This window comes from Pantoea sp. X-Soil-OKNW-556, from assembly GCF_059730695.1.
Map to the genome: position 1 here is coordinate 104,482 of NZ_AP035994.1, position 16,850 is coordinate 121,331.

The 16,850-nt window shown below is 50.7% G+C and carries 16 protein-coding genes; 7 read left to right on the top strand and 9 right to left on the bottom strand.

The genetic code is table 11. From position 1 onward, the window contains the following. Positions 1–396 precede the first annotated feature (396 nt). Genes AC6I8T_RS26955 through AC6I8T_RS26970 form a run of 4 tightly spaced genes read left to right on the top strand, consistent with a single transcriptional unit; the run spans position 397 to position 3,250 of the window. Entirely contained in the window at positions 397–1,452 is a 1,056-nt protein-coding gene (locus AC6I8T_RS26955; RefSeq protein WP_208727173.1) for a catalase family peroxidase, read from the top strand. Beyond that, positions 1,449–1,988, top strand: coding sequence for a cytochrome b (locus AC6I8T_RS26960; protein WP_208727171.1), 540 nt, complete (start codon positions 1,449–1,451; stop codon positions 1,986–1,988). Before AC6I8T_RS26955 ends, AC6I8T_RS26960 begins: the two co-directional genes overlap by 4 nt. 9 nt (positions 1,989–1,997) lie before the next feature. Next, on the top strand, positions 1,998–2,507 hold the full coding sequence (locus tag AC6I8T_RS26965) for an RNA polymerase sigma factor (RefSeq protein ID WP_021185476.1): 510 nt from the start codon (positions 1,998–2,000) through the stop codon (positions 2,505–2,507). Continuing rightward, complete coding sequence (locus AC6I8T_RS26970; RefSeq protein WP_497834884.1) at positions 2,504–3,250, top strand: anti-sigma factor family protein; 747 nt, start codon at positions 2,504–2,506, stop codon at positions 3,248–3,250. The genes AC6I8T_RS26965 and AC6I8T_RS26970 overlap by 4 nt, the downstream gene beginning before the upstream one ends. 101 nt (positions 3,251–3,351) lie before the next feature. Here the strand turns inward: AC6I8T_RS26970 and AC6I8T_RS26975 are convergent, their stop codons facing one another. The 5 genes from AC6I8T_RS26975 to AC6I8T_RS26995 form a co-directional block, all read right to left on the bottom strand. Continuing rightward, entirely contained in the window at positions 3,352–3,900 is a 549-nt protein-coding gene (locus tag AC6I8T_RS26975) for a GNAT family N-acetyltransferase (protein ID WP_208727357.1), read from the bottom strand. Positions 3,901–3,995: 95 nt separating this feature from the next. Further along, positions 3,996–5,357 (bottom strand): putative bifunctional diguanylate cyclase/phosphodiesterase, encoded by a 1,362-nt coding sequence (locus tag AC6I8T_RS26980; RefSeq protein ID WP_208727167.1) that lies wholly within the window; start codon positions 5,355–5,357, stop codon positions 3,996–3,998. Between the two features lie 239 nt (positions 5,358–5,596). Next, a complete protein-coding gene (locus AC6I8T_RS26985; protein ID WP_208727165.1) occupies positions 5,597–7,216 on the bottom strand; it encodes a methyl-accepting chemotaxis protein in 1,620 nt (539 codons plus the stop codon). Positions 7,217–7,327: 111 nt separating this feature from the next. Further along, on the bottom strand, positions 7,328–8,404 hold the full coding sequence (locus AC6I8T_RS26990) for an alpha/beta fold hydrolase (protein WP_497834885.1): 1,077 nt from the start codon (positions 8,402–8,404) through the stop codon (positions 7,328–7,330). 276 nt (positions 8,405–8,680) lie between these two features. Further along, on the bottom strand, positions 8,681–9,667 hold the full coding sequence (locus tag AC6I8T_RS26995; protein WP_208727161.1) for a nitrilase family protein: 987 nt from the start codon (positions 9,665–9,667) through the stop codon (positions 8,681–8,683). A 92-nt stretch (positions 9,668–9,759) separates the two neighbouring features. Here AC6I8T_RS26995 and AC6I8T_RS27000 point away from each other — a divergent pair, with 92 nt between their 5' ends. Continuing rightward, positions 9,760–10,626 carry a LysR family transcriptional regulator gene (locus AC6I8T_RS27000; protein WP_208727159.1) on the top strand — a complete coding sequence of 289 codons (867 nt, stop codon included), beginning with the start codon at positions 9,760–9,762 and terminating at the stop codon, positions 10,624–10,626. Positions 10,627–10,799: 173 nt separating this feature from the next. Then, the gene (locus AC6I8T_RS27005; RefSeq protein WP_497834886.1) at positions 10,800–12,182 is read left to right on the top strand and encodes a diguanylate cyclase; all 1,383 of its coding nucleotides are present in this window, start codon (positions 10,800–10,802) and stop codon (positions 12,180–12,182) included. A 160-nt stretch (positions 12,183–12,342) separates the two neighbouring features. Here AC6I8T_RS27005 and AC6I8T_RS27010 read toward each other — a convergent pair whose 3' ends face one another. After that, entirely contained in the window at positions 12,343–12,720 is a 378-nt protein-coding gene (locus AC6I8T_RS27010) for a helix-turn-helix domain-containing protein (protein ID WP_497834887.1), read from the bottom strand. A 189-nt stretch (positions 12,721–12,909) separates the two neighbouring features. On the opposite strand from AC6I8T_RS27010, the gene AC6I8T_RS27015 reads away from it, so the two are divergent. Beyond that, positions 12,910–13,539, top strand: coding sequence for an ECs1377 family protein (locus AC6I8T_RS27015; protein ID WP_021185487.1), 630 nt, complete (start codon positions 12,910–12,912; stop codon positions 13,537–13,539). 41 nt (positions 13,540–13,580) lie between these two features. Here AC6I8T_RS27015 and AC6I8T_RS27020 read toward each other — a convergent pair whose 3' ends face one another. The 3 genes from AC6I8T_RS27020 to AC6I8T_RS27030 form a co-directional block, all read right to left on the bottom strand. Next, positions 13,581–13,907: a hypothetical protein gene (locus AC6I8T_RS27020; RefSeq protein WP_021185488.1), complete on the bottom strand. Its 327-nt coding sequence runs from the start codon at positions 13,905–13,907 to the stop codon at positions 13,581–13,583. Between the two features lie 31 nt (positions 13,908–13,938). Continuing rightward, positions 13,939–15,606: a methyl-accepting chemotaxis protein gene (locus AC6I8T_RS27025; RefSeq protein ID WP_497834937.1), complete on the bottom strand. Its 1,668-nt coding sequence runs from the start codon at positions 15,604–15,606 to the stop codon at positions 13,939–13,941. A 159-nt stretch (positions 15,607–15,765) separates the two neighbouring features. Beyond that, positions 15,766–16,770, bottom strand: coding sequence for a GlxA family transcriptional regulator (locus tag AC6I8T_RS27030; protein WP_497834888.1), 1,005 nt, complete (start codon positions 16,768–16,770; stop codon positions 15,766–15,768). Positions 16,771–16,850 lie beyond the last annotated feature (80 nt).

Genomic DNA, 16,850 nt, shown 5'->3' on the forward strand with positions numbered 1-16,850 from the left:
TGTGCAAGGTGGCTCATAATGTTACCTGTCCATCGTGATTGCGCGATAAATCGCGCCGCTACATCATAAGCGCCGTTCAGGCGCTTTTTTCAGTGACCTGCGTCAACGGCTGTTCGTAAGGTGATATCACCGCCGCGCCTGATTTGTGCCACCAACAGCAGCAGCCCCGGTAAGGAAAGAGTTGCTCCGGCCAGACTGACCCAGATGATCCCCTACGCCGCCATAACACCGAAAACCAACATGAACACGCTGACGGTGCTGCCTGAAACCTGAGTCACATTTAACTTATATCTCATGGTTAGCTTCATCCATTGCTTAAAAATTTTTTAATGCCGTGGGAATAAACCTGCCGCTCATTCGTCTTATGGGCTCAATGTGAGCAGGGTGAGCTAAAAAATGATTCCAACTCCACTTTCCACTGGTCAGAAGACGCTACGCTTGTTGCTAATCGGCCTGGTTCCACTGGTTATACTCGTGTTGTTTTTATGGGCGGGAGGCTGGCTGACGCCAGAGCGACTGACTTCCGACAAACTGGTTTCGGTGTTGCAGCAAGCGGGGGGTGAGCATCCGGGGTATCGCCGTAACCATGCCAAAGGGATCTGCGTGATTGGCACCTTTGCCTCCAACGGCAACGCCAGCGCGTTATCACGCGCTGCCCTTTTCGCGCCGGGTGATACCCCGGTAACCGGGCGTTTCGCCATCGCAGGGGGGAATCCATCCGCGCCGGATTACGCGGTGCCGGTGCGCAGCATGGCGCTGGCGTTTCAGCAAAAAGATGGTGAGCAATGGCGCACCGGGATGAATGCCATGCCGCTGTTTCCGGTGGCGACGCCGGAAGGATTCTATGCGCTGCAAACCGCGACGCTGCCCGACCCGGCGACCGGCAAGCCGGATCCACAAAAGTTAGGAGCCTTCGTCGAAAAATATCCTGAATTCAAAGCATTTCTCGCCTGGGCGAAACAATACGTTCCGTCGTCCAGTTGGGCCAGCGATCGTTTCAATAGTCTGAATGCGTTCCGGTTCATTGATAAAACGGGCGCTGCGCATCTGGTGCGCTGGAGTATGGTGCCTCATGCCGCTTATCAGGCGATTAGCGCGGCGGATAAAAATAACAAAGATTTTCTTCAGCAGGACCTGCAACAACGCCTGAACCAGGGGCCACTGGAATGGGACCTGGTGATCACCGTTGCGCAACCGGGTGATGATGGCAGCAATGCAACAAAAGTCTGGCCTGCCGATCGCCAAACCATCAATGCCGGAACCCTGGTGTTAACCCGCGCGGTGCCGCAGCAGCAGGGGCCGTGCAACGACATCAATTACGATCCGCTGATCCTGCCTGATGGGATTGCTGCCTCCGATGATCCGTTGCTCAATGCGCGCTCAGCAGCCTATGCCAAATCCTATAACCTGCGTACACATGAACAGGCGCAACAAACGGGGACGCACTTATGAAACATGTCGGTTATTTTCACCCTGCGCTGCGCGTGATCCATTGGTTAATGGCGGCGGCGATTGTGGCGATGCTGTTTATTGGCGTGGCGATGGTTGCCACCGTGTCGTCACTGCATAGCCTGCTGGTGACAATCCATAAACCATTAGGCCTGATGATTCTGGTGTTGGTGGTGGTGCGACTGTGGTTGCGCTTCACTACCGTCACTCCGGCACTGCCCTCAACCATACCCGCCTGGCAACGTGGCATGGCGCATCTTTCGCACTGGGCGCTGTATGCCATGATGCTGATTCAGCCGTTGATCGGCTGGGGGATGCTGTCTGCGGCGGGAGTGCCGATCGCTTTAGGGGGGAAATGGCTACTGCCGCCGATTTTGCCGGTGAATAATGATTGGTATGCCATACTGCGTCCTTTGCACACTCTGGTGGCGCTGATGTTGTTTATCACCGTGCTGCTGCACCTGGCCGCCGCGTTGTTTCATGCCCTGGTGTTGCGCGATGGGGTTTTTGCCAGCATGTCTGGCTCCCGCAGACGCTAAAGGAGAGTCATGCCACAGCTGACTGATGATGAAATTCGCCAGGTGATGCCGCATCTTGAACGTTTTGCACTGTGGTTGACCCGCAATCCGCACAGCGCGGAAGACCTGGTACAAAGCTGCCTGACAAAAGCGTTAACTCGCCAACGTCAAAGCGAGGGGGATCAAAGTCTGCGTGCCTGGCTGTTTGCCATCCTGTACCGTCAGTTTGTTGATGGGGAACGGCGGCGCAAACGCTATATGAAGCTGCTGACTTTTTTCACTGGCGAGGAGATGTTCGCGCAATCCAGCGAGTCGATGGCGATTGCCGACGATACGTTGGCGGTATTTGCTGCATTACCGGAGGATTATCGCGTCATTTTGTTGCTGGTCAGCGTTGAGGGGCTGAGCTATAAAGAGGCGGCCGAAACGCTGGATATTCCCCTGGGCACCGTGATGTCACGGCTCTCAAGGGGACGTAAGTTGCTGCATGAGCAACTGGAAGGTAAGGCGACGCCGCTGCCGCTAAGGAGACTGAAATGACTTTGCCCCCTGATGAACACGAACTCCATGCCTGGATGGATGGGGAAGCGGATGAAGCAACGGCAGAGCGCGTTGAACGTTATCTGAAGGACAATCCGCAGGCTGCCGCGCAAGTTGCGGGCTGGCGGGCTGACGCACAGCAATTACGTCAGGCCATCAGTCGACACTCGCTAACGCTTGACCGTCCCCATCCGCAATATCTGCGGCGTCGGGTGCGGCAGCAGCGGTTACGGCAACTGGCGACGGCTTGCATGCTGGTGCTGGCGACAAGCGCAGGCGGTTTAGCGGGTTGGCAACTGAAGGAATCGCAGGTCATCGCCAGCCCGCAGCCGATGGAAGATGCGGTGCAGGCCTATAAAATTTTTGATAACCAGACGCAAACCCCGATGGACATGGTGGCAAGCCAGCACGCTGAACTCAGTAGCTGGGTGGCACGTTATTTTATTAATGGTAATCCGCCACCCAACCTCGAGCAGTTTGGTTTCAGGCTGGTCGGCGCGCGGCTGATGGCGACAGCGCAAGGGCCAGCCGCGCTGATTATGTATCAGGATCCACAGGGAACTCGGGTGGGGTGGTATATCCGCCCACTGGACCCGGTCAAATTGCCTCATGGTGAACGCCGGGCTGATGATGTGATGGCGCAGTACTGGAGTGACCAGCATTACAACTACGCGCTGGTGACGCCGGTCAATTCATCCGGGGTGAGCGGGTTACGCAAGGCGGTGGCGTTGGCAACGAGTTAATCATCGCAATGCGCGACTCTGACCACCGTGTTAATTTCGGCAGCTCTGGCGGGTGAGGGCTGCTTTTCAGCGCTGGCGTAAATATGTGACAGGGAGGGATGTCAGATACTCTCATCAAAGATAAGCGCATTAAGCACATGGTCCTGCCAGCTACCGTTGATTTTGAGGTAGGACTTTGCAAAACCCTCCTGGCTAAATCCAAGTTTAGTCAGGGTGTTGCTGCTACGCAGATTGCCGGGAAGATGGTTCGCCATCACCCGATGCAAACCATACTCTCTCTGCACATAAGCAAGGGCTATCTCCAGCGCTTCGTGCATTAATCCTTTGCCCTGATAAGCGTGGTCAAGCGAAAACCCCAGATAGCAGGCCTGGAAAACGCCATACACGAAGTTGGTAAAATTGATGCTGCCGATGATTTTGTCTTCATCCTTGGGTGTGAAAACCAGCAGCAAATTCTTTCTGGCGGCAAAATCAGTGGCTGAATCGGCAATCCGCTGACGGGTGTGTTCAAGTGTGAAATATTCTTCAGTGCGTAGGGGTTCAAAACGGGAAAAATGATCCCGGTTGTTTAGCAAAAAGGCGAGATAAGCCTCGGCGAAATTTTCTGTCAGCAGATAAATATCGGTACGTGCGGTGGAAAGTAAACGCATTTTCTTCCTTGAAGCGAGATAGCAATGAGGGGAATTATAGGTTATTTCGGTCCAGCGCTCCAAAGGTTAAATACCGTGAGGGGCCGAATTTCCCATTACAATCTTTGCTTTTTAATCCATGTCAGGGCATCTGCCGCAGGTAAAGGGCGAGAAAAGTGGAACCCCTGAAACAGGTGGCAACCCATATTTTTCAGATATTCGAAGTATTCTTCATTCTCAATTCCCTCGGCCAGAACATTTAACCCCATCTCACGGGAGAGTTCGATGGTTTTTTGTACCACCAACGAGGCTGATTCATTTTTGAACACCTGCATAATAAGCGACTTATCGATCTTGATATCATCGACGGCGAAATCACTGATTGATTTTAACGATGAGTATCCGACACCAAAGTCATCAATCGCCCATTTAATACCCAACCCACTAAAATGTTGCATGACTTCAGCAATTCTGTCCTGGTCGTAAATGAAGGTGGTTTCGGTAATTTCAAACTTGATTCTTTCCGGCCGGATTTTTGCCTGAGATAACGTCAGCAACGTATCCTGAGTAAAGTCTCGGTGCATTAATTGTAACGGGCTGATATTAATAGAGAAGGCGATGTCACCAAGGTGATGAAGACGCTCCCATTCCGCAATCTGGCGCAAGGTCTGCTCCATTACCCATCGCCCGATCTCGATAATTAAACCACTCTTCTCTGCAATTGGAATGAAGACTTCAGGGGAGATAAATCCTTTCGCCGGATGTTTCCAGCGCAGCAAAGCTTCGAATCCAATCAGTGCTTTATGACTATCAAGTTGTGGTTGGTAATACAGTTGTAATTGATTCCTTTCAATAGCAAGGGAAAGCTCACGTTTAATCAAGTCGGTTTCAGAATAATTGCCGCGTGCGGTAAATACGGTTAATAAAAGCGCCACAACCGGCACAGAACAGTTCGCGATATAAAAGCCGGAGACATGTGCCATATCAGTCTGGAAACGGCCATCCTGCCAGATGGTGCCGGTCGAAACAAAAAAGAGATAGGCCAGCAGACAGATGAGAGGGAAAACCTGTTTCAAATACCAGGATTGCTGTCGTAATACCAATGCACCACCAATGGTCAAAGCCGCAAGATAATTGTATTCAGAATGTTTGGCGAAATCATGATTATTATCAAAGAAACAAAGTAGAATGATGCTAATCAACAAACTATGCGTAATGATATAAATGTGACGATTGATATTGTTCCAGAAGGCAGCCGCTGAAATATATATGCCCAATATTGTGGTCATACAATAAAAAAGTGAAATGAGGTGTTCTCCGATGGAGAAGTTCAAACTGGCCATGTATAAACCGGCCAAAATGCTGGAGGTGCCAGAGATGAGAATGGTCAGGCGTAGCTTTCTCTCAGCGCTATTGCCTTTGAGAATGAATGGTAAATTCTTTACTTTTGCGTATCTGGTGGCGAAATAAGCATTCATTCTGTTGTCTCTTTTTTAATGTTATAGCTGGTGGACAATCATACTATAGCGAGATTGCAGTTGTTGGGTGTCATAATTTTTTTTAATTATTTTATCGTTGGCGTCGGGATTAAAGATATATCTTGTGTGCTGCGAGTTTAATTTGGCGGGGTACAGAACGGTTTTTGTGCAAGAAAGGCGAGGAAAGAATAATTTATCCGGGCCTTTTATCAGAAGATAAAAGGCCCGCGAGACGGTAATCAGTTCAGGTTAATCAGCGCCAAATCACGCGGGCCGCTGTAGAGATCATGGCCCAATGTGGCTTTATCGTCATCCACCAGGAAGCGGGTCACCGACTGTTGCAGGTTAACCACCTGCTCTTGCAGGGAACTGGCGGCGGTCGCCACTTCCGACACCAGCGAAGCGTTCTGCTGGGTTACGCCGTCCATCTGCTGAATGGCGATATTGATCTGCGAGATGCCACGGGTCTGCTCTCCGGAAGCCAGCATCACTTCATCCATAATTTCGACCACTTTCTTCACATCAACCATCACTTCATTCATGGTGACGCCTGCCTGTTTCACCAGCCCGGAACCCTGTTCGATGCTGCTGAGCGAATCATTAATCATGGTGCCAATCTCTTTGGCTGCGGTGGCGCTACGCTGTGCCAGCACGCGAACTTCTGAAGCCACGACCGCGAACCCGCGTCCGGCTTCACCGGCTCGTGCTGCTTCAACTGCGGCGTTCAGCGCCAGCAGGTTGGTCTGGAAAGCGATGCCATCAATAACACCGACGATGTCACCAATTTTTGCCGAGCTTTTCTCAATTGAGCTCATGGTGGAAACCACTTCAGACACCACATTGGCCCCGCGTGAAGCGGAATTTGAGGCTTTCTGTGACAGCGCGTTCGCTTTACGGGTGTTGTCTTCGTTATTTTGCACCGTCGCCATAATCTGTTCCATGCTGGAGGCGGTCTCATCCAGTGAAGCGGCTTGCTGCTCGGTACGGCTGGAAAGGTCGATATTGCCGGAAGCAATCTCTTCCACACCGGTGCCAATTGCATCTGTACCACTGCGCACCATCAGCACCATATTTTCCAACCCGTCGCGCATGCGCTGCACGGCGGCAAACAACTGGGCTATCTCGTTTTTCCCGCTGATATCAATGCGATCACGCAGATCACCTTCCGCAATACGGTCAAATACATTAATCACATGATTCAACGGCTTAACGATCAGATTGGTCATTACCGACCAGGCAAGACCAGCCAACACCACAGCACAGGCGATGGCGAAGTACAGCACCCACTCCATACGTTTTACCCGGTCGCTGGAGTCGTCATAGGCGACATCAATGCTTTTCAGTTTAAAGGCAACCAGCGCTTTGGAGGCGGTATCAAATGCGCCATACAGCGCCGTCGATTTTCCGGCTCGCTGACGATATTCGTCCAGCTTACCGGCTTCCAGCGCGGCAAAGGCGGGATCAATGAATTCTTTCATTAACGCGTCACGGGTGGACGCCATTTTGGCCGCAATGGGCTGCTCTTCTGCGGATTGCGGGTATTTCAGATAGTCCTGCCATTTTGCGCTGGCGCTGTCAATTTTACCGCGGGCGCGTTCCAGCGCGACTTTGGCTTTTTCTGTGTCGCCGCTACCCATCAGTGATTCATATAAACGCAAATCCAGCCGGCCGCGTAATAAAAGTTCTGAACTTTCATTCAGCGCCACTAATCCCGGCAAAACTTCGGTATCTACCGTGGCAAAGGATTTATTTCCCGACTGCACGGCAAATAATCCCAGAACGCCTACGAAGAGTAATAATGCAGTCAATGAAAAAATCATTATGCTGAGTGCAGTACGGATCTTTATTCTACGAAACATAGAGTATTCCCTGCTAACGATTAAATGATAAAAAGGAGTGTGCTGTCGAAAATAATTCCTTTATTAAAAAAACAGGAAGTAACCTGAGTGACTTCCTGACCAGAGTGGCGATTAATGACTTTCCGTTGCGACAGGCGTGTGCGTTAAAAACGTTTTCAGTTTTTCATGATAAAACTTTGCCTGCATCATGGTGCCGTGGCCGCTGGTTTCTGCGCTCGCCGGAATGAGCAGCAGCTCAGCCTGTTTTATTTGATTTAATTCACCTTGCAGAATGCCGGTTTCAACCGGATTGCGTTCATCATCCGCAGAATTAATAATCAGGATCGGCGCCTTGATGCGATGCAAAGCGGGCAACGCATTGTAATTTGCTGACGAACCCCAGATATAAATAAGGTCGTTAGCATCGGCAGTGACCGGTGCCGCGAGACGTTCATCAACCAGCTTATCCGCCAGCGCGCGCGTTGGCGCTTTGTGTTGGTAAGCCAGCGTGCCGCCGGTTGTGGCGATACTGAACATAATATTGGCGGTTTTAAGTACCGGTGGCTGCTGGCGGTAGTTGCCTTCGGCCCAGGCCGGATCGCCTTTGATGGATTCAATCAACATTCGGCGCAGCATCCAGTTGCGTCCCGATAATTCATTGGGCTGTGAGGCCATCGGCACTAACGCATCCATCATTGACGGGTATTTTTCACCCCATAGCCAGGTCTGCATCCCCCCCATCGAATATCCCATCACCAGTCGCAGATGAGAAATCCCCAGCCCCTCTTTAATTAAACGATATTGGGCAGTAACCATATCGTCATAATCATAGTGGGGAAATGCCATACGCAAACCATCCGAAGGCTTGGATGATTTTCCGGAGCCAATACTTTCCGGGATGATAATAAAATATTTGCTGCTATCCAGTGCCTGTCCCGGACCGAATAACTCACCGGCAAAACCCTGGGCCAGTAAGGCTTTGATGGGTTGATTAGTTCCGTGCAGTAATAATACCGCAGGTTTACTGCGGTCGCCGAGCGTGTAGTAATGAATGCGGAGATCTTTTAGTTTTTCGCCGTTATTAAAGTTAAATTCTTTGGCGACCCAGTCAGCTTCTTTTGGAGTGGGTAATGCATTCGCTGCCTGGGCTAAAGGTGATAAAGCTAACAGAATGGCGCCCGCCATTCCTGATATCGTGCGACTAATCATAAAAGCAACTCTTAAGTTATATGTAGTCCCCTGGAGGCCTGATATTAGTTTCAATTAAGAAAAATCCCAATGGACATCAACAACATCAGAGAAAAAACATACAATGCTCTTAATTTTTGAGTTTTAACAAGACGATTTTTAGTCGGTTTTTCTTAGGATAATACATCCGTGTATTATTTTTGCGGTCCGGTTCAGAGGATTAGTTCAGCCTGATACAAGTAAAGACCCTGTTTTCTCCTCTACACCTGTTGCATTGCTTAAGCGTGGTGCTTGCGGCTATTTCTTTTTACCAAAAGAGGGCGTCTCGCTGGAGAAACGTGCTTCGCGGGCATCGCGCTCATAACCTTGCGGTTCGCACAACATACCGTAGAGATCAGGACGGCGGCCGTGGATCCAGCGCCGTCCGGTCGACATTGTCAGCAAACGGGTGTCCAGTTCTGCGACCACCAGCGTATCCTCAGCAGACCAGGTTTCATTGATGATTCTGCCGTAGGGATCCAGCACCATCGCGTTGCCGGTGCGGATCTCGCCGTTATCCAGACCCACGCCATTACTGAACAGAATAAACAGCCCATTATCGTGCGCTCTGGACGGTAGCCAACGCATTAACCAACCCCGGCCGCTGTCACCCCGCAAGGCAGCTTCCAGCGCTTCGGGTTGCTCGCGGCGATTTTCCCACAGACTAACGGGAATCGGTTTCATGCCAAACGGGCTGCGGGAGTGTGTTCCGCCAGTTTGATGGGGGGCGATCAGAATATCTGCGCCCATCAGCGCGGTTATACGGGCGTTTTCAACCAGATTGTTATCCCAGCAAATCAGCACCCCGGCTTTAACGCCCCAGGGGGTGTCGAATACGGTGAAGCGATCGCCACGCGCAATGGCGGGATGTTCAAATGCGTACATTTTTCGATGCACATGGACGCTACCATCCGGCATACAAACCGCGTAGGCATTGTAATTGAGTCCATCTTTCCCCCGTTCGATGAAACCCGCGCCAATCGCCATCTCATGCTGTTTTGCCAATGCCCGGAGGGGGGCCAGTGAGGGGCTATCCTCGATGGATTCAGCCAGATCGTTTACCTGGTCAGCAGTGAGATCGGGAACATGCCAGTAGCCGGTAATACACATTTCGGGAAAGGCCAGAATCTGGATGCCCTGACTGGCGGCTTGCTGAATAAAGCCTTTCATCACACCAAGGTTGTACGCTTTGTCGCTGGCACGATGACAAAACTGCACGGTGGCAACCCGGATTAACTCGTCCATCGTTTTTCTCCTCATTCAAAAGTGTTGAGATTTCATCAGAGGGAAAGCACCGGGTATAATCACCAATTATCCACTTTTGATAACGAACTGGAATGGATATCAAACTGCTGCGCGCATTCGTCACCTTAGCCGAGCAGGGGCGCTACCATCAGGCGGCAGAAGCCCTGTGCATCACGCAACCGGCCCTGACGAAACAGATTCAGACCCTGGAGCATTTGATCGGGATGACGCTATTTCAACGCGGGCGTCACGGGGCAAAACTCACGGTCAGCGGGCAGCAACTGTTGCCTGGCGCCCGCGACCTGTTACAACGTCACGAAATTTTCCGTTCTGACGTCGCAGGTTTGCAAAACGGTCACGCGGGAGAGTTGAAACTGGGGTTTGGTATCTCTTCTTTTCAACTCGCCCCGTTGAGCGTGGCGGCTTTTCGCGCCCGTTATCCATCCGTCAAAATTTTGCTGAATGACCTGCCTTCTGTCATGCAGTTTCAATTGCTTACGGATGGCCAGTTGCAGTGTGGATTTGTCCGGTTGCCCGCACCGGAGCATCTGCAAGCGGCGGTGCTGGAGGAAGAGGCATTGGTGCTTGCCGCACCAGAGCGTTTCGCCGCGATGGGTGACTTTCGCCAGGTGATCGAAAGCAATCAGTTATTGCAACTCAGTCCAAACCGGGGAGAAGGGCTGGTGGCGCAGGGAGCCGCTTTTTTGCGTGCGCAGCAACTGGCTGCACAAACCCTTGCTGCGGCAGATGATATTCAGACGCTGCTGGCGCTGGTCGCTGCCGGAGAGGGCGTGGCATTGCTGCCTGCCAGCGTCAGGCATATCCAGCCATCTGGGGTGGTATTGTTGACGTTGAGTGGTGAACAGACCCGCTGGAAAACCGGGATTGCCTGGAATCCTCGAATCCGGGATCCACTGCGTGATAACTTTCTGAGTGTGGTGTTGACGCCAGACAAGTGATGTATGGCTAGCAAAGGAAATATATTGGCGGATGGGCGAATTGCATTTAATGCTGCAAAACTCTTATTTTTGTTTTGGAAGTGTTAAAAGCCCAGGGCCACCGAATCAGGTATGCTACGATAGCCGCTTTTATTTTCACCAGACTATCCAGCTAACATTTGGTTAATTAAAAAATGCAGGAAGAAATTAAACAATATATCTCTGTCATTCTTAAAGAATGGCAGCCTTTACGTGCAGAACTTCCACAAAATGTAATAGTCATTCTGCGAAATATTGCAGAAGAACAATCAGACAATTTAGCGCATCGATTTTATGAAAGTTTGTTTAAAGATCCAGCAATTGCCAGGCATTTGTCCTATGAGTTGGTAGAAGAACAACTTAGTCGCTCTCTGTCTAAATGGGTAAAAGCGATCCTGACTCAGGACGAAAGCCAGTTTGAAACGCTGGCGCAACAACAATATCACGTTGGGGGCGTGCATGCGCGCATTGGTATTCCGGTGGAATTTGTCCAGCGCGGTGCCCGGCAACTTAAATATGGTATTTACGACTACATCACCCAGCACAATATTGAAACCGAGCTGGGTTTACAGGTGATGCACTATGCCGCGATGGCCATTGATATCGCTATCGAGATGATGAGTCACGCCTATGCGATGTCGCATTATCGGGCAACGCGAAATGAAGAGGCGTATCGCATGCATGTATTGATGAATAACGCCTGGCAGGAACAAGGTAAACAGCAGTCAGCACTTTCCAGTTGGGAAAACTCAGTGATCTATGGACTGGTCAGTGGCGTACACCAGTCAGAAGCGTTGATAAAAATCTCCGACTCTAACTTTGGCTTATGGTTCCGCCATAAATGCGTTCGTCAATTTGGTGAAACAGAACAAATTCAGCAGATACGCCTGCTGATGACAACCATTGATCAAAAGATGGCTAGCCTGGATATCACCACGGATATACCCGTAGAAAAATTGCAAGATCTGTTACGTATCATTCATGCCTGTTGTCAGAAAATTAGCACCTATATGGAGATGCTGTTTAACGACGTGTCGCATATGCAGGACGGTAAAGACGCTCTGACGAATTTGCTTAACAAACGTTATTTGCCGATTGTTCTGAAACATGAAGTCAGCCTGGCGATGGAAAACCATTTGCCATTAAGCGTGGCAATCATCGATGTGGATTTTTTCAAAAAGGTCAACGATGAATGGGGACATTCGGTTGGCGATCGCGCATTAACGCATGTTGCCAATTTACTCAGCGATAATATTCGCGCCAGCGATTATGTTTTCCGCTATGGCGGAGAAGAGTTCCTGATTGTGCTGGTGGAAGCGGGGCAGTCCGAGGCGTATATGCTACTGGAACGTATTCGCCGCATCGTCAGTAGCACACCTTTTGAAGCGGTTTCCGGTAAAAACCTCCCCATCACAGTCAGTATTGGTTATACCGTTCATGATGGACACCCTGACTATAATCAGTTACTCAATCGGGCAGATGTTGCGTTGTATGAAGCTAAACGCAACGGCAGGAATCGTATCGAGCAACATAAGTAAGGGAGACTCAGGCTGCTTAAGATACCTTTGCAGACTCTGGTCAACAGTCTGACAAAAAAAGGGTTGGTTTTCGTGTTGCACTGGTGAAGCAGGTGTTTACCGTTCAGGTCATTGTCGCCCTGCTGTTGTCGGTTATGGTTTCCGACGCGCTGCATCTTACTTATCCTGGCTGGGCGTGTTGTTTTTCGACATCGGGGTTACGCTGTCCCAGCCTGGCACAAGAACGAAAGCGTGATGGCTGCATGTTCTGCCATTTCATAAAGGCCCGGCTGAACGTCTGCTGCGACCCAAAACCGTGGCGTAGGGCAATAGTTGTAATGCTATCCTGGCTTTCAGCCAGTTCTTGTGCCGCCCGTTCCAGACGTTTCTGCCGAACATAGCCTAAGATCGTCATTTGGTTGACTTGTTTAAACATATGCTGGATATGCCATCTGGAATAACCCGAACGCGTGGCAACATCATCAATGCTGTGCACTCTGTGCAGGTTCATATCAATCCAGCGTGTCAGGTCTTCAATGATTTGCTTTTTATAAGGCACAATCTTACTTTCCCGGTTTTGTTGCAGTGAGTGGTGTTCACTACGAAATCATAACGTTTCTTAGGTTAAAAGTAATCGATTACTTTTTTTCCTTGTTTCTTTGATTATGTCGGGATGGCTAATCGGTTATATTCGTACGTTGATAATCTAAACAGCAGGTTGTGCAACAGAATAAGAAGGGAATTCAGGGTGACCGGGAAAATTGAGTATCAGATTGAAAAGTACAGTTTTACCGAAATTGCTGAGCCAACCCGACTGACCGCGCAGTGGGGGGAAGTGCTGGAGGAGTGCCGTCAGTTACCAGCTGGTGCAGAAGAACGTCTGCGCATCGCATTGCTGAATGTCGACTATGTCACCAGCTTTGAACTTCCCTTCAGACTGCTGCTGACGCGCGCACCTCAACTGATTGCCGGGTTGCGGGATGAATTTCAGCTTCAACAGAAAAACGTGCTCTTTAACGGCAAGCGTTTTGGTTGCGTTTACAGCCTGAACACCGATTTGAATAGCATACCAGACGAGTTCCAGTATCGCCTCTCAACCCGCATCCGCCGCGTCGATGCAACTGGCGGGAGTGCCGCCCCTTATCAGCAAATCGCCAAAGAGGTCAAAGCTCCGCGTGAGCGGCTTAAACTGGCGCTTGAATCGGCATTGCAGGTTACGGCGCTGGATGGGCTGTTTTGGTTTGGAATTCAGCGCATTGCCGCAGATGTGCAACGCTTAAGAAAAACGGGGATGAGAATCGCCACTGCCGAAATCGAGGTATTCGATAATCTCACCGGCACCACCCGACGCGTTCCGTTCTACCGGCTTGAAAGTTAATCGCGTGTCCCGAACCGCAGCGGTTCGGGACGTGCACAACCTTAAGACGTTTCCAGCAGCGAACGCTTCATGGTCCCGGTGAGGTTATCCAGCAGGTTCTTCAGCAGTTGTACCGCCAGCATCACGCTCTGCAAATTGTAATAAAGCGCCACATCATTCTGGATAAGATACTCTGTAAATTCGCGATTTTTCAGCAATGACAGCGCCCGGTTAACCTGCTCACGCAGGTGGTTACAGTTATTCAGATAAACGTCCAACGACGAATACATGCCATCCATCAGTTGATGAAGAAGGGCATTAACTTGCTCAAATTCTGTCACCAGTTCGTGGTGGCGCTGGCCGTGCTTTACAAAACCATTGATACCCATTGGGATCTTCCCTCTGTCACGCCATCACCCGTCAGAAACTCTGCCAGTTTGTATCATTCCCTTTATTCAGGGAGGCGGGCAGTGGGGCTAACGCCTTTAACACCGGTTGTGGCCTGACGGTATCTGCAAGCTTCGCTATCGGCAGCGCTGCGCCGGACAGGACGAACTGGCTGACCAGCCCGGACAGCGTCTGCGCCTGCTCCTGAAGTGAGGCGGAGGCGGCGGAGGCTTCCTCTACCAACGCAGCATTCTGCTGGGTGACGTCATCCATCTGACTGATAGCCTGATGCACCTGCGTAATACCGGTATTCTGCTCTTCGGCCGCCGCGGCGATTTCACTGACCAGATCGTTAACCTGCCTGAACGCGGTCTTCAAACCGGCCATGTTTTCTTCCACGGTTTCTGCCTGAACGGCACCGGATTCCACCAGATTATAGGAGCTGTCGATAAGCTGCTTGATTTCCCTGGCCGCCTGGGTGGAACGCTGTGAAAGACTGCGCACTTCACCTGCGACAACCGCAAAGCCTTTGCCGTGTTCTCCAGCCCGTGCGGCTTCTACCGCGGCGTTAAGCGCCAGAATGTTGGTCTGAAAGGCAATGCCCTCAATCAGCGTCACGATTTCCGTAATTTTCTTCGAACTGCTTCTGATCTCCGCCATAGTATCCAGCATGCTGGCCAGCGATGCTTCACTGGCGTCCGAAAGCGCTGTCGCATTGCTGGCAAGACGGCTGGCCTGGCGGGTATTATCCGCCGTCTGTCGCACGGTTTCACTCAGTTCGGCCATGCTGGATGCCGTCTGTTCCAATGAGGCAGCCTGCTGTTCTGTTCTCGATGACAGATCTTCATTCCCCGCGGCAATTTGGGCCGAAGCGGAGCTGACAGAATGGGACGCCGTACTGACCGAGGAGAGTGCAGTTCCCACACGCGTCAGAAGTTGGTTGAATGAACGGGCCATAATACCGACTTCATCTTTTTTGCTGTCGTCTGCGGTGACGCTCAGGTCCAGGTTTTCACCCGCATGGTTCATAATATCGCCAATGCGTCGCAGGCTGTGACGAATACGCAGAATTGTCATGGCAGCCAGGGTGCCGAGAATAATCAGAGCCGCGGCTACCCCCAGAGTCATGCCCCACAGCGTACGCTGATAAGTGTCATGATTGATGGTTCGTAAGTTATTTCCCAGCGAGATATTCAGTGCCAGCTGCTTGCGATAATTTTCCTTAAGCGAATAGATAGCTCCGGCTATGCCATTTTGGTTGTCGTTATTAAGCAGGTTCAACGTAACATCATCCTGATGCGCTCGTGATGCGGTAAGAAATTCAGGCAGGCGCGATTCAATCACCTTCAACATGGTTAATGCGTTTTCCGCCATTTGTCTGTCTTGATCGCTGGAGGTATCGTTTTTTAAGTAATAATCAGCGAGGGTTTTGATACCCGACAGGCGCTGCGAAATTTCTTGTTCAACGGCTGGCATTTTGCTGTTATCGGTCTGACTCTGGTGTCGGTATAGCGCAACTGAAAGCCGGTTGCTGCGATCTATTAACTCGCCCAGATCTTTAATCGAAGGAATCGCATTGACCTGCACATATTCAAAACGATCCTGAAAACCGGCCAATAGTCGGAGAGAAGTTATGCCGATAATAACAAGTGAAGCAGAGAGTAGAACGAAAGCCAGCGTGAGCCTTTGTGTGATATTCATCATTTTCTACCTGGTAAAATGTTAATAAAAATAATCTGTCACTTCCGAACCATCGGCAGGGACGATAGAACTTTTATTTCAAATAAAATGACTTAATTTATTTACACCTTTCACTTTTTTTGACTGACAAGAATTTCCCTGACAGTGTTTTTTTCTATATCAACTGCGGTGGTCTGATGCGCGAGCGGCCATCCATTGACGGTATTGCGCCGGTGACATCTCCATAATTTGATTAAAGGCTTTACGGAAAGCGGTTTCTTCCGAGTAACCACAATCTCTGGCAATCTGACGAATGCTGACACGGGTGCTAATGAGCATGGTACAGGCCGTTTCAATGCGGACCCGGGTAATAAATTCTTTCGGTGTTTCCTGCGACAGTGCTTTAAATTTGCGCTGGAGGGTTCGCTCCGTGGTGTTCAGCGCAGAGGCGAGCTGTGCCGCATTGATGGAGGGATTTTGCATGCGAATAATCTCCTCGGCGCGCACTAAAAATGGTGTCCCGGAGTGAATGGAACCTGGCGATGCGCTGAGATGCTGACGCAAAAAATGGTTATCGGTAAGTGACATCTCTGAAGTGAGATTTGCCACCTCTGTACCTGCCGCTTTTTCGATAATATTTAGGGCCAGTGAAATCCATGAAAAACACCCGCCGGTGGTAAGCACTCCGCGATCCTCCTCCAGCATTTTACCTCGTGCCGGGATGGCGTCAGGATAACGTTCCTGCAACATATGACTGACCCACCATGTGGTGGCGTATGACCTCCCTTTGAGCAAACCTGCCTCCCCGAGAACAACCCCACCGGTACCTGAAGCGGCCACCAGCGCGCCATTGTCATACATTTTTCTGAACCAGGTGGCGGCCAGGTTAATGTCCGCTAAGTTCAATGGTTGCAGATCCGGCCCCAGCAGCATGCCGGGCGCAATTACGACATCGGGTTGGCCCGCCCCCTGAAAGGAGCTGTCAATATGAATAAGCCGGCCTTCGGTATCCCAGACCGGTGCACCATCGGCGCTGACAATCAGCGTCTCAAAGGTTTTTTCGGGAAACTTGATGGCATGAGCTGGGGAGGCGGCTATCGCTTTATTGGTTACCCAGAACAAGTCTGCCAGGCCTGCGATGGCCGAAAGCACGCTGCCTTCCAGGGCCAGTATGGCAATACGCATTTATCTCTTCCTGTTGTTAAATTGTCGTAAATTGCGTGAAAAATGTGACTTTTTTACCTGCTGATTTTCGTAATGCTTAT

Excerpts from the sequence above, each read along its gene's own strand:
- AC6I8T_RS26955 (WP_208727173.1), top strand. The coding sequence starts at position 397 with ATGATTCCAACTCCACTTTCCACTGGTCAGAAGACGCTACGCTTGTTG.
- AC6I8T_RS26960 (WP_208727171.1), top strand. The coding sequence starts at position 1,449 with ATGAAACATGTCGGTTATTTTCACCCTGCGCTGCGCGTGATCCATTGG.
- AC6I8T_RS26965 (WP_021185476.1), top strand. The coding sequence starts at position 1,998 with ATGCCACAGCTGACTGATGATGAAATTCGCCAGGTGATGCCGCATCTT.
- AC6I8T_RS26970 (WP_497834884.1), top strand. The coding sequence starts at position 2,504 with ATGACTTTGCCCCCTGATGAACACGAACTCCATGCCTGGATGGATGGG.
- AC6I8T_RS26975 (WP_208727357.1), bottom strand. The coding sequence starts at position 3,900 with ATGCGTTTACTTTCCACCGCACGTACCGATATTTATCTGCTGACAGAA.
- AC6I8T_RS26980 (WP_208727167.1), bottom strand. The coding sequence starts at position 5,357 with ATGAATGCTTATTTCGCCACCAGATACGCAAAAGTAAAGAATTTACCA.
- AC6I8T_RS26985 (WP_208727165.1), bottom strand. The coding sequence starts at position 7,216 with ATGTTTCGTAGAATAAAGATCCGTACTGCACTCAGCATAATGATTTTT.
- AC6I8T_RS26990 (WP_497834885.1), bottom strand. The coding sequence starts at position 8,404 with ATGATTAGTCGCACGATATCAGGAATGGCGGGCGCCATTCTGTTAGCT.
- AC6I8T_RS26995 (WP_208727161.1), bottom strand. The coding sequence starts at position 9,667 with ATGGACGAGTTAATCCGGGTTGCCACCGTGCAGTTTTGTCATCGTGCC.
- AC6I8T_RS27000 (WP_208727159.1), top strand. The coding sequence starts at position 9,760 with ATGGATATCAAACTGCTGCGCGCATTCGTCACCTTAGCCGAGCAGGGG.
- AC6I8T_RS27005 (WP_497834886.1), top strand. The coding sequence starts at position 10,800 with ATGCAGGAAGAAATTAAACAATATATCTCTGTCATTCTTAAAGAATGG.
- AC6I8T_RS27020 (WP_021185488.1), bottom strand. The coding sequence starts at position 13,907 with ATGGGTATCAATGGTTTTGTAAAGCACGGCCAGCGCCACCACGAACTG.
- AC6I8T_RS27025 (WP_497834937.1), bottom strand. The coding sequence starts at position 15,606 with ATGAATATCACACAAAGGCTCACGCTGGCTTTCGTTCTACTCTCTGCT.
- AC6I8T_RS27030 (WP_497834888.1), bottom strand. The coding sequence starts at position 16,770 with ATGCGTATTGCCATACTGGCCCTGGAAGGCAGCGTGCTTTCGGCCATC.